Source organism: Pseudomonas donghuensis (genome assembly GCF_000696345.2).
GTDB classification, from domain to species: domain Bacteria; phylum Pseudomonadota; class Gammaproteobacteria; order Pseudomonadales; family Pseudomonadaceae; genus Aquipseudomonas; species Aquipseudomonas donghuensis.
Genome location: NZ_CP071706.1, coordinates 2,681,565 through 2,693,785, shown reverse-complemented (window position 1 = coordinate 2,693,785; position 12,221 = coordinate 2,681,565). Strand labels below are relative to the sequence as shown.

12 protein-coding genes and 1 pseudogene are annotated in these 12,221 nt (G+C 65.1%); 3 read left to right on the top strand and 10 right to left on the bottom strand.

All coding sequences use genetic code 11. The annotated features are described in order from the left end of the window. Positions 1-6: 6 nt before the first annotated feature. From ubiU to norR, 5 genes are all read right to left on the bottom strand, one after another. On the bottom strand, positions 7-1,002 hold the full coding sequence (gene ubiU, locus BV82_RS12540; protein WP_010221935.1) for a ubiquinone anaerobic biosynthesis protein UbiU: 996 nt from the start codon (positions 1,000-1,002) through the stop codon (positions 7-9). A 132-nt stretch (positions 1,003-1,134) separates the two neighbouring features. Then, on the bottom strand, positions 1,135-2,370 hold the full coding sequence (locus BV82_RS12535; RefSeq protein ID WP_010221933.1) for a molybdopterin molybdotransferase MoeA: 1,236 nt from the start codon (positions 2,368-2,370) through the stop codon (positions 1,135-1,137). Continuing rightward, a complete protein-coding gene (moaB, locus tag BV82_RS12530; RefSeq protein WP_010221932.1) occupies positions 2,367-2,921 on the bottom strand; it encodes a molybdenum cofactor biosynthesis protein B in 555 nt (184 codons plus the stop codon). Before moaB ends, BV82_RS12535 begins: the two co-directional genes overlap by 4 nt. 90 nt (positions 2,922-3,011) lie before the next feature. Then, positions 3,012-3,659 carry a pyridoxamine 5'-phosphate oxidase gene (gene pdxH, locus BV82_RS12525; protein WP_036995879.1) on the bottom strand — a complete coding sequence of 216 codons (648 nt, stop codon included), beginning with the start codon at positions 3,657-3,659 and terminating at the stop codon, positions 3,012-3,014. 81 nt (positions 3,660-3,740) lie between these two features. Further along, entirely contained in the window at positions 3,741-5,261 is a 1,521-nt protein-coding gene (norR, locus tag BV82_RS12520; protein WP_036995941.1) for a nitric oxide reductase transcriptional regulator NorR, read from the bottom strand. 174 nt (positions 5,262-5,435) lie between these two features. Here norR and BV82_RS12515 point away from each other — a divergent pair. Continuing rightward, positions 5,436-5,876: pseudogene (locus tag BV82_RS12515) on the top strand (hemerythrin domain-containing protein); the annotation flags it as partial. A gap of 131 nt (positions 5,877-6,007) precedes the next feature. Here BV82_RS12515 and BV82_RS12510 read toward each other — a convergent pair. The 3 genes from BV82_RS12510 to BV82_RS12500 form a co-directional block, all read right to left on the bottom strand. Next, on the bottom strand, positions 6,008-6,445 hold the full coding sequence (locus BV82_RS12510; RefSeq protein WP_010221927.1) for a CopD family copper resistance protein: 438 nt from the start codon (positions 6,443-6,445) through the stop codon (positions 6,008-6,010). Between the two features lie 17 nt (positions 6,446-6,462). Then, positions 6,463-7,653, bottom strand: coding sequence for an NnrS family protein (locus tag BV82_RS12505; protein WP_036995880.1), 1,191 nt, complete (start codon positions 7,651-7,653; stop codon positions 6,463-6,465). Between the two features lie 84 nt (positions 7,654-7,737). Beyond that, positions 7,738-8,013: a hypothetical protein gene (locus BV82_RS12500; RefSeq protein ID WP_145997604.1), complete on the bottom strand. Its 276-nt coding sequence runs from the start codon at positions 8,011-8,013 to the stop codon at positions 7,738-7,740. On the opposite strand from BV82_RS12500, the gene BV82_RS12495 reads away from it, so the two are divergent. Both BV82_RS12495 and BV82_RS12490 read left to right on the top strand, forming a co-directional pair. Beyond that, a complete protein-coding gene (locus tag BV82_RS12495) occupies positions 8,012-8,695 on the top strand; it encodes a Crp/Fnr family transcriptional regulator (protein WP_010221925.1) in 684 nt (227 codons plus the stop codon). The genes BV82_RS12500 and BV82_RS12495 overlap by 2 nt on opposite strands. Next, positions 8,692-8,883: a hypothetical protein gene (locus BV82_RS12490; RefSeq protein ID WP_010221924.1), complete on the top strand. Its 192-nt coding sequence runs from the start codon at positions 8,692-8,694 to the stop codon at positions 8,881-8,883. Before BV82_RS12495 ends, BV82_RS12490 begins: the two co-directional genes overlap by 4 nt. On the opposite strand, the gene BV82_RS12485 is transcribed toward BV82_RS12490, so the two are convergent. Together BV82_RS12485 and BV82_RS12480 are read right to left on the bottom strand one after the other, a co-directional pair. Then, a complete protein-coding gene (locus BV82_RS12485; RefSeq protein WP_036995881.1) occupies positions 8,880-10,718 on the bottom strand; it encodes a nitric oxide reductase activation protein NorD in 1,839 nt (612 codons plus the stop codon). The two genes, BV82_RS12490 and BV82_RS12485, sit on opposite strands and share 4 nt — an antisense overlap. Positions 10,719-10,793: 75 nt before the next feature. Continuing rightward, positions 10,794-12,221 (bottom strand): cbb3-type cytochrome c oxidase subunit I, encoded by a 1,428-nt coding sequence (locus BV82_RS12480; protein WP_010221922.1) that lies wholly within the window; start codon positions 12,219-12,221, stop codon positions 10,794-10,796.

Genomic DNA, 12,221 nt, shown 5'->3' with positions numbered 1-12,221 from the left:
AGTCCCTCATTGCCATGATCGATGGTAAGCACCCAGGGTGGTCTGGCTGCCTTCGGACAAACCGGCCAGCACCTGACGCCACTGGTCCTTGACCGTGAAGCGTTGCGGTGCCAGGCGATGGGCGTCGAGCGCGGCACGCCAGACCTGGGTGACCTGCTCGACATAGGCCGGGCTGCGCTGGCGGCCCTCGATCTTCACCGCCTCGACGCCCATGGCGGCGAGTTCCGGCAGCAGGTCGAGGGTGTCGAGGCTGGTGGGCTCTTCCAGGGCATGGAAGCGCTTGCCATCCACCAGGAAACGGCCCTTGCACAGGGTCGGGTAACCGGCCGGCTCGTCGGGTTGATAGCGGTCGATCAGCACTTCGCTCAGGCGTGCACTCAAGCCCTCGGCGTCTTCGCTCCAGCGCACCGCCTTGGCCGGCGAACAGACGCCGCACAGGTTCGGCGACTCGCCGGTGATGTACGACGACAGGTGGCAACGCCCTTCGGCCATGATGCACAGGCTGCCGAAGGCAAAGACCTCGATGGGCACCGTGCTGTTGGCTGCCACCTGGCGTACCTGGGCCAGCGACAGCACCCGTGGCAGCACGGCGCGGCGGATGTTGTAGTGCTGGGCGTAGAACGCCAGGGCGCTGGCGTTGGTGGCCGAGCCTTGCACCGAGAGGTGCAGGCTCAACTGCGGGTGGCGCTGGGCCGCATAGCCGAGCACACCCGGGTCGGCGGCGATCAGGGCATCGACACCATGGTCGGCGGCACGGTCGACCGCGCGCTGCCAGCGTTCCCAACCCTGGGGTTGCGGGTAGGTGTTGACCGCGACATAGAGCTTGCGTTGGTGTTGGCGGATATGGGCAACAGCGGCGTCGAACTGCTTGTCGTCCATGTTCAGCCCGGCGAAATGCCGGGCGTTGGTGTCATCGCGAAAACCGACGTAAACAGCATCGGCGCCTTGGCGCACCGCGGCTTTAAGCGCAGGCAGGTTGCCTGCCGGGCAGACCAGTTGCATGGGGTTTCCTCATCAAAGAAGCTGCTGCCATGCGCCTGCGATGCACAACACGAGCAGGCTCGGAGCAATCGAAAAAAGCGCTGCCAGTCTAGCCACAGTGCCCGGCAGGACCTTGACGGCAATCAAGGTCGCTCACTGCATCAGCTGCGCGAAAGAAAGGAACTGCACGTTGTCGTGCTTGTGCAGCTGTTGCTCGCACTCCACCACCGCCAGGCCATCGGCCCAGCAGGCGGCGCTGAGCATTGCCGAGCTTTGTTGTGGGTGCAGTTGTACGCTGGACTGGCCGTTGGCCTCGGGCAACAAGCGGGCCCGCAGGTACTGGCGGCGCTTGTTGCGTTGCAGCCAGTCGAAACCGGCTGGCAGCGCCAGCGGCCGGGGCAACACATCGCGCACGCCCTGGGCGCGCAACAGGAACGGCCGTACCACCACCAGCGCGGTAATCAGCGCCGCTGCCGGGTTGCCGGGCATGCCGATCCACGGCCGGCCCGCCACCTCGCCAAAAGCCAGGGGCTTGCCCGGCTGGATCGCCAGACGCCAGAAATCGACACTGCCCAGGTCCTGGATGGCCTGCTTGAGGTGATCTTCCTCACCCACCGAGACACCGCCGGAGGTCAGCAGCAGGTCGCATTCGGACGCAGCCAGATTCAGCGCGTGCTTGCTGGCCGCCAGTTCGTCGGCCATCACCCCGTAGTCGTGCACCTCCACGCCCCAGCCCTGCAGCAAAGCCATCAGGCAATAGCGGTTGCTGTTGTAGATCTGCCCCGGGGCCAGGGGTTGGCCGGGCTCGCGCAGTTCGTCGCCGCTGCTCAGCAAACCGACGCGCAAGGGCCGATGGACCTCGACCCAGGCCACGCCCGAAGCGGCCAGCAGGCCCAGCTCCTGGGCACGCAGGCGCTTGCCGGCCTGCAGCAACAGATGGCCTTCGCGCACCTCCTCGCCAGCCTTGCGCACGTGGTCGCCAAGGCCGGCGGCGGGTAGCCAGACCTGCTCGCCTTCCACCCGGCATAGCTCCTGGGGCGCTACCGTGTCGGCACCCGGCGGCAAGGGTGCACCGGTGAAGATCCGCACCGCCTGCCCAGGTTGCAACGCGGTGCTGGCCTGCTGGCCGGCGGCGATGCGCCCGGCCAGGCTCAGGCAACCGCCAGCAGCTGGCAGGTCGGCCACCCTGAAGGCAAAACCGTCCATGGCGCTGTTGTCCCAGCCCGGCAGACTGCGCGGGGCATGGATATCAACCGCCAGCACCCGGCCCAGGGCTTTGTCCAGCAACACCATCTGCGCAGCCGGTGGCGGTGGCGCCTGCTCGAGCAAATGGCGGATGGCCTGGTCGACCGGGATCAACTTGCCGCTGTCGCATACCCGCCCGCTCATGGCCGCGCCCCACAGGCCTCAATGGCCTGCCCGGCCTGGGCCTTGAGGTGCGGGGCGAAATTGCACGGGCCGGTACGGCTGTCGAGCTGGCTATGCAGGATTTGCGTCCAGGCGGTGCGACAGGCGCCGGGCGAACCCGGCACGCAGCACACCAGCACGCCATTGCTCATCCCCGCCAGGGCACGGGACTGCAGGCTGGACATGCCGATTTCGGCCAGCGACACCTGGCGGAACAACTCACCAAAGCCTTCGACGTGTTTATCCAGCAATGGCTGCACCGCTTGCGGGGTGTTGTCGCGGGCGGTAAAACCGGTGCCGCCGGTGGTCAGCACCACCTGTACCCTGGGGTCGGCGATCCAGCGCGAGAGGGTCGCGCGGATCTGGTAGATATCGTCCTTGACCAGGTCGCGCTCGACCAGCACATGCCCTGCTGCTTGCAGCAGGTCGATGAGGGTCTGGCCGGAGCTGTCGGTGTCGTAGGTGCGCGTGTCGCTGATGGTCAGCACGGCGATGTTCAGGGGTTCAAACGTGCGTTGTGCCAAATGGGCCATGGCCTGGGCTTCCCGTGAAAGGTGGATGGGCCCAAGCCTGAACCTAAAGCCTGGGCGAACCTATTCCTCCTTGGAGGTATCTCTTCGGGCTCACGGCGCCAGGCGCTGGCGCGTCCACTGCCCACCCTGGCAGCGATAATCGAGACGGTCATGCAGGCGATCGGCGCGGCCCTGCCAGAACTCCATGCGTTCAGGCCTCAGGCAATAGCCGCCCCAATGCTCGGGGCGACGCAGCGGCTGCTCGACGAAGCGGCGGATGGTCTGCGCCAGCAGCGCCTGCAGTTCGCCGCGGTCGGTCAACACCCGGCTTTGTGGTGAAGCCCAGGCGCCCAGGCGACTGGCTTCGGGACGCGAATCGAAGTAGGCATCGGATAACTGCGGATCGAGCCGCGTCACCGGCCCCTCAATTCGTACCTGGCGCTCCAGCCCCGGCCAGAAGAAGGTCATCGCCGCATAGGGGTTGGCCGCCAGTTCCTGGCCCTTGGCACTCTGGTAGTTGCCGAAGAAGGTAAAGCCCTGCTGGTCAAAGCCCTTGAGCAGCAGCACCCGGCAGTGCGGCCTGCCCAGGCTGTCGACGGTGGCCAGGTGCATGCTATTGGCCTCCACCGGCTCGCGCTCGGTCTCGCGGGCCTGTTGCAGCCACTGCGCAAACAGCGGCAGCGGTTCGAGCGGCGCCGCCTCCTCCTGCAGGCCACCGAGGGTGTAGTTACGGCGCATCTGGGCAAGGGACAGCGGCATGGCAGTGATCTCCTGGGAAGTTGTACGCAGTCTGTAAGCTGCGACACCGGCAGGCCTTGATCACCATCAACGCTCCGAGTGTTACTTGAGGCGCAAGCGCCTGGCCAGTTTGTGCAGGTTGCTCGGGTCGACCGCCAACAGCCGCGCGGCACTGGCCCAGTTATCCCCGCTCAGGCGCAGCGCCTGGGCAATGGCCTGGCGCTGGCAGGCATCGACGGCGTCGCTCAGGGAGGGATGCGCCAAGCTGGCGGCAACCGGTTGATCCGCCAGCGGCGCCGCTGCCGGCGCGCTATCGAGGTCGAGCACCTCCGGCTCCAGGGTAATGATCAGGCTACGGCTGCCTTCGCGGCTCAATTGCTTGAGCGCGGCGCGGCTGATCACATGCTCAAGCTCACGCACGTTGCCCGGCCAGTGGTAGGCCAGCAGCGCCCGCTCGGCCGCCGCCGACAGGCGCAAACCGCGCAGCCCCAGACGGGTGCGGTTGAGTTCGAGGAACTGCCCGGCAATCATCAACACATCGTTGCCGCGCTCGCGCAACGGTGGAATCGGTAGCGGGTACACCGACAGGCGATGGTAGAGGTCGGCGCGAAACAGGCCGTCGCGAATGCTGTCGGGCAAATGCCGGTTGGTCGCGGCGATGATGCGCACATCCACGTGCAGCGGCTTGTCGGCGCCCAGGCGCTGGATCTCGCCGTTTTGCAGGGTGCGCAACAGTTTGGCCTGTACGCTCAGGGGCAGCTCGCCGACTTCATCGAGAAACAACGTACCGCCATTGGCTGCATCGAAGCGCCCGGCGCGGTCGCTGCTGGCGCCGGAGAACGCGCCTTTGACATGGCCGAACAGCTCGCTCTCGGCCAGCGACTCGGGCAAGGCCGCGCAGTTGACCTGGATCAGCGGCTTGTGGCTGCGTCGCGACAGGCGATGCAGGCGGCGGGCGAACAGCTCCTTGCCGACCCCGGTCTCGCCCAGCAGCAATACCGGCAGATCGGCATCGGCCAGTACTTCAATCTCGTTGAGCAACTGCTGCAACACCGCACTGTGACCGAGGATCTCGCCCTCTTCCACAGGCCTGCGCAAGTCCTGGGGCTCGCTGCGCGACAGGCGCAGGCTGCGGTTCTCCTGCTCCAGGCGGGTGACCCGCAAGGCAGCCTCGATCTGCAGGGTGCAGCGCTTGAGTTCATCGCGGGCATCGCTGCCGAAGGTCCCGGCCTTAAGCGCATCGAGGGTGATCGCGCCCCAGACCTGGCCTTCCACGTAGAGGCTGACGCCCATGCAGTCGTGAACGGCCAAGGGTTCGTGCAGCGCGGTCTCGAGCAGGCCATCGTAGGGGTCCGGCAGGCGGCTGTCGGGCTCGAACCAGGTCGGCTCGCGCGAGGCCATGATCGCTGCCAGGCGCGGATGCTGGGCGATCACGAAGCGCCTGCCGAGGGCTTCGTGGACCAGGCCGACACAGGCCAGCGGCCGCAGGCTGTCGCCTTCGAGCCGGAGCAGGCCGACGGCGCCGCAGTTGAAGTATTCGCGCAGCGTCTGCACCAGACGCTGCAAGCGCACGGCATTGGGCAGCTCGACGATCAGGTCGGCGGCAAGGCTTTCACGCAGCATGGTAGTCATCACCCTCTGTGGTTATCGCTACCCTGAGGTATTCGGGTGAATTTCACCACATCCACAGCAACGGCCCTTGATTTCGGGCAATTAAAGCTGGCATGGGCGATGCAATGGTCCTGGGGAACCTTTGCCAACAGACCAGGAGCCCTGATGAACCCGACACTCTCCCCGGCCGAACTGATTGCCTACATCCTCTCCCGCTACCACGACCGCCACCGCCAGCAGTTGCCGGAACTGATCCGCCTGGCCCGACGTGTGGAGCAGGTCCACGGTGGCCATGACCATTGCCCCAACGGCCTGGCCGATCACCTGCAGGACATGCAGCAGGAACTTGAAGGGCACATGCTCAAGGAAGAACAGGTGCTGTTCCCCTTGCTGCAACGGGGCATGGGCCGCCAGGCCGGTGCGCCGATCCAGGTTATGCGTCTGGAGCATGATCAACATGGCCAGGCGCTGGAGCGCTTGAGCTTGCTGACCAACGAAATAACCGCGCCGGAGGGCGCCTGCAACACCTGGCGCACCCTGTACCGCGGGCTGGAGGAGTTTCGCGAGGATCTGCTGCAGCATATTCATCTGGAGAACGATGTGCTGTTCGTCAACGCACTGGCCTGATGGCTGGCCTTTGTGGGAGCTGGCCTTGCCCGCGGCCGTAATTCAGACGCCACTTGATGTGCTGGCTGTACCGGCCTCATCGCTGGCAAAGCCAGCTCCTACAAGTAGTGCCCGCCTTAGTACGGCGCAGGCTAGTGCCAATAGAACATCGCCTTGGCCAGGATCACGATCACCAGCATATGGCCAAGAATGCTGCAGCGGATCCAACGCGCCCGCCCCTGGCTCAAGCGTCCGCGTTTGAGCCAGAACGCCAGCAACAGGTAATGACCAATGATGCTCAGGGCCAGGACGATCTTCAGGCTCAGCAGGCTGGCAAAGCTGCTGGCCAACGGCTGGCTCAAGGCCGCGCGGTGATGCCAGGCCAGGCCAACACCGGCGCCATACAGCAGCAACACCACGCCATGCAGCACCTTGCGCGAACGCACCGACAGCGCCTGGTCGACCCCGGCCTGCGCCGCAACCGGCACATGCCGGCGCGCCGCTTGCCAGATGAGCACTTCGAAAAACAGCGTGCCGATAAAGGCGATGGCCGCCAGTAGATGAATCACCAACAAATACGGATACAACATCCTTCGCCTCTAGGCGCTTAACCAGGATGCCCGTCAACCCGGGCGCGCAGCAGCATCGGTGCATAGCGCCAGGTATACACGGCAAACGCCAGCACCCAGCACGCCCCGGCCAGCCACAAGCCCGCCATCGGCATCCACGGCACCAACAGCACCCGGCTGAGCGCAGCCAGGTTGAGCAGAGCGAACGCCAGGGTCATTCCCGCCGGCGGCTGCAACGCCCGCCCGGTATGACCCAGGCTGACCCGGGCAATCATCGCCAGGATCAACCCGGCCATGGCGCCGATAGTCAGGCAATGCACCGCCAGGCTCGGGTTCAACGGCACGCCGAAATGCCACAGGGCCATGCCCAGGCAGGCCAGGGCCAACCAGCCGTAGGCCAGGTGCAACGACCACAGCAGCGGCACCTGCCAAATCCCGCGATCGTGCCAGCGCCACAGGCGCACTACATGCCCGAGCGCCAGGGCGGCAAACAGCAGGCCGACCCCGGCATTGGCCGTCAGGGCAGGCCCTGCCGCATACAGCACCGCTACCAGCGCCGACCCCGTCAGCAACAGCCAGTCGAGCCAGGGCCAGGGCACTACCGCCTCGGTCCGACCCAAGCCGCGCTGGGTGAAGAACGGAATCACCCGCCCGCCAATCAGGCCCATCATCGCCGCCACCAGCCAGATGCCGCCGAGCACGCCCTGGCGCTGCCAGCCATCGTGGCCTTGCACCAGGCCATACACCGCCAGGCCATCGACCGCCGTCAACAACAGCAAGACCATCACTATCGGGTAGTTGCGCTTTTGCCGTACCTGCCACAGAGTGCTGCCCATCAACACCGCCACCAGCAACGGGAAGCCCAGTTCCAGCAGCGCCAGCAACGGCCAGGGCGCATTCGCCAGCCACGCCACCCGCCCGGCCAGCCACAGTAGCGCCAGGCCAGCCAGCGGCTTGCCACTCAGCCCCGGTTGCCCGGTCCAGGTCTGCACCGCCGTAAGCAAAAAGCCGGCGATGATCGCCAGGCCGAAACCGAACACCAGTTCATGCCGGTGCCAGGCCAGCCAACCGCCGGCCGGCTGCCAGGTGCCAAGGGCGCCGTTCAGCGCCGCCAGCCACAGCGGTATCGCCAACACTGCCAGCGCACAGCCAGCGAGGAACAACGGCCGGAACGCCAGGCGCAAGAGTGGCACGATGGCCAGCGCTTTACGGCGATCAAGTACTTGCATCAAGCCTCTCCTTACCTTGTTGCCGGGTCGTACTGAGCCCGGCCTCATCATCTGCCATCGGCAGGCTGCCACCCTTGTCGCACGTCAAGGCGCGCGGCGTGCAACGGCGTAGGCTGCCAATCGCTGTTGAATACGCCAGTGCAAGGGTTGTGCCCTGGCGTGATTGCGGGCTGAAGCAGGAGAAACAAGGGTAAAAATAACCCTGTAACGGTCAATTTCACCCAAGCGCCGTGGGTATTTTTCACCCTCAAGTATCAGCACGCCATACAACCCGGGGCTTGCCGCCTGGCCCGGCTCTTGCTCGACGCCTACATCCAGGTTCGAGCCCCACCCCTTTTCCGCTTGAGGATGAAATGCCATGGTGCTTCACCGCGTCCACCACCAGATCCTGCGTACTCACCACCTGTTCGAGCCCTTGAACGACGAGCAGCTCGATGAATTGATGGGCAGCAGCCAACTGCTCAGCGTCGACAAGGGCGAGCCGCTGTTCCGTCAGGGCGAGCCGGCCGAGGCGTTCTACTTCGTGATTGCCGGTGCGGTGAAGATCTACCGTTTGACCCCGGACGGCCAGGAGAAGGTCTTCGAAGTCATCGGCCCGCGGCAGACCTTCGCCGAAGCGATGATGCTGATGGACACGCCCAATTATGTCGCCTCGGCCGAAGCGGTCGGGCAAACGCAGCTCTATCGGCTCTCGACCAGCACCTACATGCGCCTGCTGCAGAGCAACAGCCGGCTGACCTTCGCCCTGCTCGGCAAGCTCTGTGTGCGCCTGCACCAGCGGGTCAATGAAATCGAGACGTTGTCGCTGAAAAATGCCACCCACCGGGTGGTGCGCTACCTGTTGGCGCAACTGATGCACGCCGAGCCGGTGCAGCGCCAGTTCGAACTGCCGATGGCCAAGCAACTGATAGCCGGCCACCTGTCGATCCAGCCGGAGACCTTTTCAAGGATCATCCGCCGCCTGATTGATGAAAAGATCATCACTCAGGACGGTCGGCGCATCGCCATTCTCGATCGGCCGCGGCTGGAGCAATTCGAATGAATGCCCTGCCGGTATGCCTGTACTGCGAACACACCAATCCCGCCAAGGCCAGCACCTGTGAGCACTGCGGCATGCCGCTGCCCGCTACCGCAGCATTGGCCGGTGCGCGACAACAGTTGCGCTTCCTGTGGTTCTGCATCGGCCTGACGCTGTTCTGTGTGGCAATGGTGTTCTGGTTGCCGCGCTAAGGCTGGGTCAACTGCCGATACAGCTGCGGCAAACGCTGCGGCAGTTGCTCAGGCTGGTGTATCAGGGCGTAGCCGTTGCTGCCGAACATGTACGGCAGGTAGGCACCGGCCTTGCGGTCGATGGTGATGCAAAAGGGTGTCAGGCCCAGGCGCCGGGCTTCACGCACCGCTTCGCGGGTGTCTTCAACGCCATATCGGCCTTCGTAAAGGTCCAGGTCATTGGGCTTGCCATCGCTGAGCAGCAGCAACAGCTTGCGCTGTCGCTTACGGCCACCAAGCACTTGGCTTGCCTGGCGAATCGCAGCGCCCATGCGCGTGTAGTAACCCGGTTTGAGCCCCTGGATCTTGCCGCGCGTGACATCGTCATAGCGCTGATCGAACACTTTGAGTTGCTGCATGCGCACCTGCTGGCGACGCAACGAAGAAAACCCGTACAGGGCAAACTCATCCCCCAGCGTCGACAGGGTTTCGCCGAACAGCAGCAGGCTGTCGCGGATCACGTCGATCACCCGCTGCTCATCGTTCAAGTGGGCGTCGGTGGACATCGATACATCGGCCAGCAACAGGCAGGCAAGATCGCGGCGAACGCGGCGCTGCTCCAGGAACAGGCCACGCTCGGCGCACTGCCCATGCACACGTTCGACATGAAAATCCAGCCAGGCCTGCAGGTCAGGTTCGCTGCCCTGGGGCTGCTGACGCAACCACTGGCGATCCGTGCGCAGGTGCTCGAACTGCCGGCGCAGGCGCCGTGCCGGGCCTTGCAGCCGCGCCGGTAGCGGTTGGGGCATGCAATCACGCGGTTCGAGCAACTGCAGGTTGACGAAACCGGCTTGCAGGCGGCCTTGGCGATAGTCCCATTCCGGCAACTTGATGCCTGCACCCAGGGGGATGTCGTCGACGTCCGCCGGCGGCAGGTCCAGGTGCAGTTTCAGGCCACCACCCTTGCGGATACGGGTGCGCGACAGGGTCAATTGATCGAGGTCTTCGGCCACCCGGGCAGCGTCCGGGTCCTGGCTATCGTCCTCCCAGCGGTCGAGGTCGACGTGTTCGGTCCAACTGAACAGGTTCTCCAGGCGCACGATCAACAGGCCGCCCTTGGCCGGGCTGTCATCGACACGGCTGGCGCGTTTGCGTCCGCCCTGCTGCTGGCCGGGGGTGTTGGGCAGCTCGTTTTGCGCGTCTTCAAGGTCACCCGCCTGAGGGCTGGCAAGGTGCAGCGGCGGATACAACCACAGCGGCAGCGGCCAGGCCGCCCGTTCACTGCGCGGAAACACCTCGACGCTGCCCGGCTCGCGCAGGGCCTGGCGCAAGGCGCGTTCAAGCAGCGCAGCATCCGGGCTTAGCGAGGCCGGATCCGGGCGCAGTTGCAGGTGCGCATCGACCAGCCGTTGGTAGCGGCTCGCCAACCCCGGAAAGCGTTGCAGCAGCTCACGCGTCCAGCGCTGGTTGTCTCGCCCCCAGTGGCGCATCGGCCCCGATTGCGCCGCGAGCAAGGCCAGCCAGCGATACAGCTCTTCGTTCAAGGCAGCGTCGGGGAATACTGCCAGGTGCGCCGGCAAGCGCACGTTGTGCGCGTCACACCAGGCCAGCGGCGCCTGCTTGCAGGTGCCGGCGATCTGCTGCAACAGGCTGCGGCGCAGCAGCAGGTCACGCTCGCTGGCGGCCTCCACACCGATGCCGCCCGCCCCGCCCATGGCCCTGAACAACAGCGCCAGGCGCCGTTGCCTGGGGGCCAGTTCGACCCGTGCCTCGGGGAAATCGACACTCGCCCGGCGGGTAATGAAACGATGCCAGAGACTGCCGACCCATTCTTCCAATTCGACCGTGAAGGCCATGCTGCCTCCTGTGTACAACGCAGAAAGCGGCCCGCTGCATCAGCCGGGCCGCAGGTGTTCAAACACTAATGCCGTTCACGAAGGCACTACCCTGGCCGGTGCGCGCAAGGCGGCGCGGCCACGCTGGCGAAAACTCAGCAGGTAGCACAACAGCCCCGCGAGAAAGCCCACGCCGCTGACCAGCCGCGCCCAGAACAGCCCGCGCAACTGATCGGTGGTGGACATGAACGGCAAGGCGCTGCCGTCTTCGGCCCAGCGCTGCAACAGCACCTGGACCACGCCGGCGGCGGTGAGCAGCAAGGTGATCATCACCATCGACAGGGTCATCAGCCAGAAGCCCCACACCTCAAGGGTCTGCGAGCGCTCATCGGCGGCCTCGCCGAGCCCGCGCAGGCGCGGCATGGCATAGCTGATCAAGGTCATGACGATCATTGCGTAGGCGCCGTAGAAGGCCAGGTGGCCATGGGCGGCGGTGAGCTGGGTACCATGGGTGTAGTAGTTGACCGGCGCCAGGGTGTGCAGGAAACCCCAGACGCCGGCGCCGAAGAACGCCGTGACCGTGGTGCCCTTGGCCCACAGGGTGGCGGCGCGGTTGGGGTGCTGGCGGCGGCGGTTTTTCACCATGCTGAAGGCGAACATGACCATGGCCAGGAACGGCAGCGGCTCCAGTGCCGAGAAGATCGAGCCGACCCACAGCCACACCTCGGGCGCACCGATCCAGAAGAAGTGGTGGCCGGTACCGATGATGCCGGTAATCAACGCCATGGCGATGATCACATACAGCCATTTTTCCACCACCTCGCGGTCAACCCCGGTGATCTTGATCAGCACGAAGGCCAGCATCGAGCCCATGATCAGCTCCCACACGCCCTCGACCCAAAGATGCACCACCCACCACCAGTAGAACTTGTCGCGGGCAAGGTTGCCGGGGTTGTAGAAGGAGAACAGGAAGAACACCGCAAGGCCGATCAGGCCGGTCATCATCACCATGCTCACGGTGGTCTTGCGGCCTTTGAGCAGGGTCATGCCGATGTTGTAGAGAAAGCCCAGGCAGACCACGACGATGCCCAGCTTGGTGATGGTCGGCTGCTCGAGGAACTCGCGGCCCATGGTCGGCAGCAGCTCGTTGTGGGTCAGCCGCGCAAGGCCGGCATAGGGCACCAGCAGATAGCCGAGGATGGTCAGCACACCGGCGGCGGCGAACACCCAGAACAGCAGGATCGCCAGCCTTGGGCTGTGCAGCTCGCGGTCGGCTTCTTCCGGCACCAGGTAATACGCCGCGCCCATGAAGCCGAACAGCAGCCAGACGATCAGCAGGTTGGTGTGCACCATGCGCGCCACGTTGAACGGAATGGCCGGGAACAGGAAGTCCCCGATCACGTATTGCAGGCCCATGATCAAACCGAACAGCACCTGGCCGAGGAATAGGATCAGGGCGAACACGAAGTAGGGTTTGGCAACGGCCTGGGAGGCAAATTTAAGATGCGGATTGGCAACGTTCAT

Bases quoted from the DNA above. Each gene is read 5' to 3' on its own strand.
- norR (WP_036995941.1), bottom strand. From the start codon at position 5,261: ATGCTGCGTGAAAGCCTTGCCGCCGACCTGATCGTCGAGCTGCCCAAT.
- ubiU (WP_010221935.1), bottom strand. From the start codon at position 1,002: ATGCAACTGGTCTGCCCGGCAGGCAACCTGCCTGCGCTTAAAGCCGCG.
- BV82_RS12480 (WP_010221922.1), bottom strand. From the start codon at position 12,221: ATGAACGTTGCCAATCCGCATCTTAAATTTGCCTCCCAGGCCGTTGCC.
- BV82_RS12495 (WP_010221925.1), top strand. From the start codon at position 8,012: ATGGTGCTTCACCGCGTCCACCACCAGATCCTGCGTACTCACCACCTG.
- BV82_RS12485 (WP_036995881.1), bottom strand. From the start codon at position 10,718: ATGGCCTTCACGGTCGAATTGGAAGAATGGGTCGGCAGTCTCTGGCAT.
- BV82_RS12505 (WP_036995880.1), bottom strand. From the start codon at position 7,653: ATGCAAGTACTTGATCGCCGTAAAGCGCTGGCCATCGTGCCACTCTTG.
- BV82_RS12500 (WP_145997604.1), bottom strand. From the start codon at position 8,013: ATGGCATTTCATCCTCAAGCGGAAAAGGGGTGGGGCTCGAACCTGGAT.
- BV82_RS12535 (WP_010221933.1), bottom strand. From the start codon at position 2,370: ATGAGCGGGCGGGTATGCGACAGCGGCAAGTTGATCCCGGTCGACCAG.
- BV82_RS12490 (WP_010221924.1), top strand. From the start codon at position 8,692: ATGAATGCCCTGCCGGTATGCCTGTACTGCGAACACACCAATCCCGCC.
- pdxH (WP_036995879.1), bottom strand. From the start codon at position 3,659: ATGCCGCTGTCCCTTGCCCAGATGCGCCGTAACTACACCCTCGGTGGC.
- BV82_RS12510 (WP_010221927.1), bottom strand. From the start codon at position 6,445: ATGTTGTATCCGTATTTGTTGGTGATTCATCTACTGGCGGCCATCGCC.
- moaB (WP_010221932.1), bottom strand. From the start codon at position 2,921: ATGGCCCATTTGGCACAACGCACGTTTGAACCCCTGAACATCGCCGTG.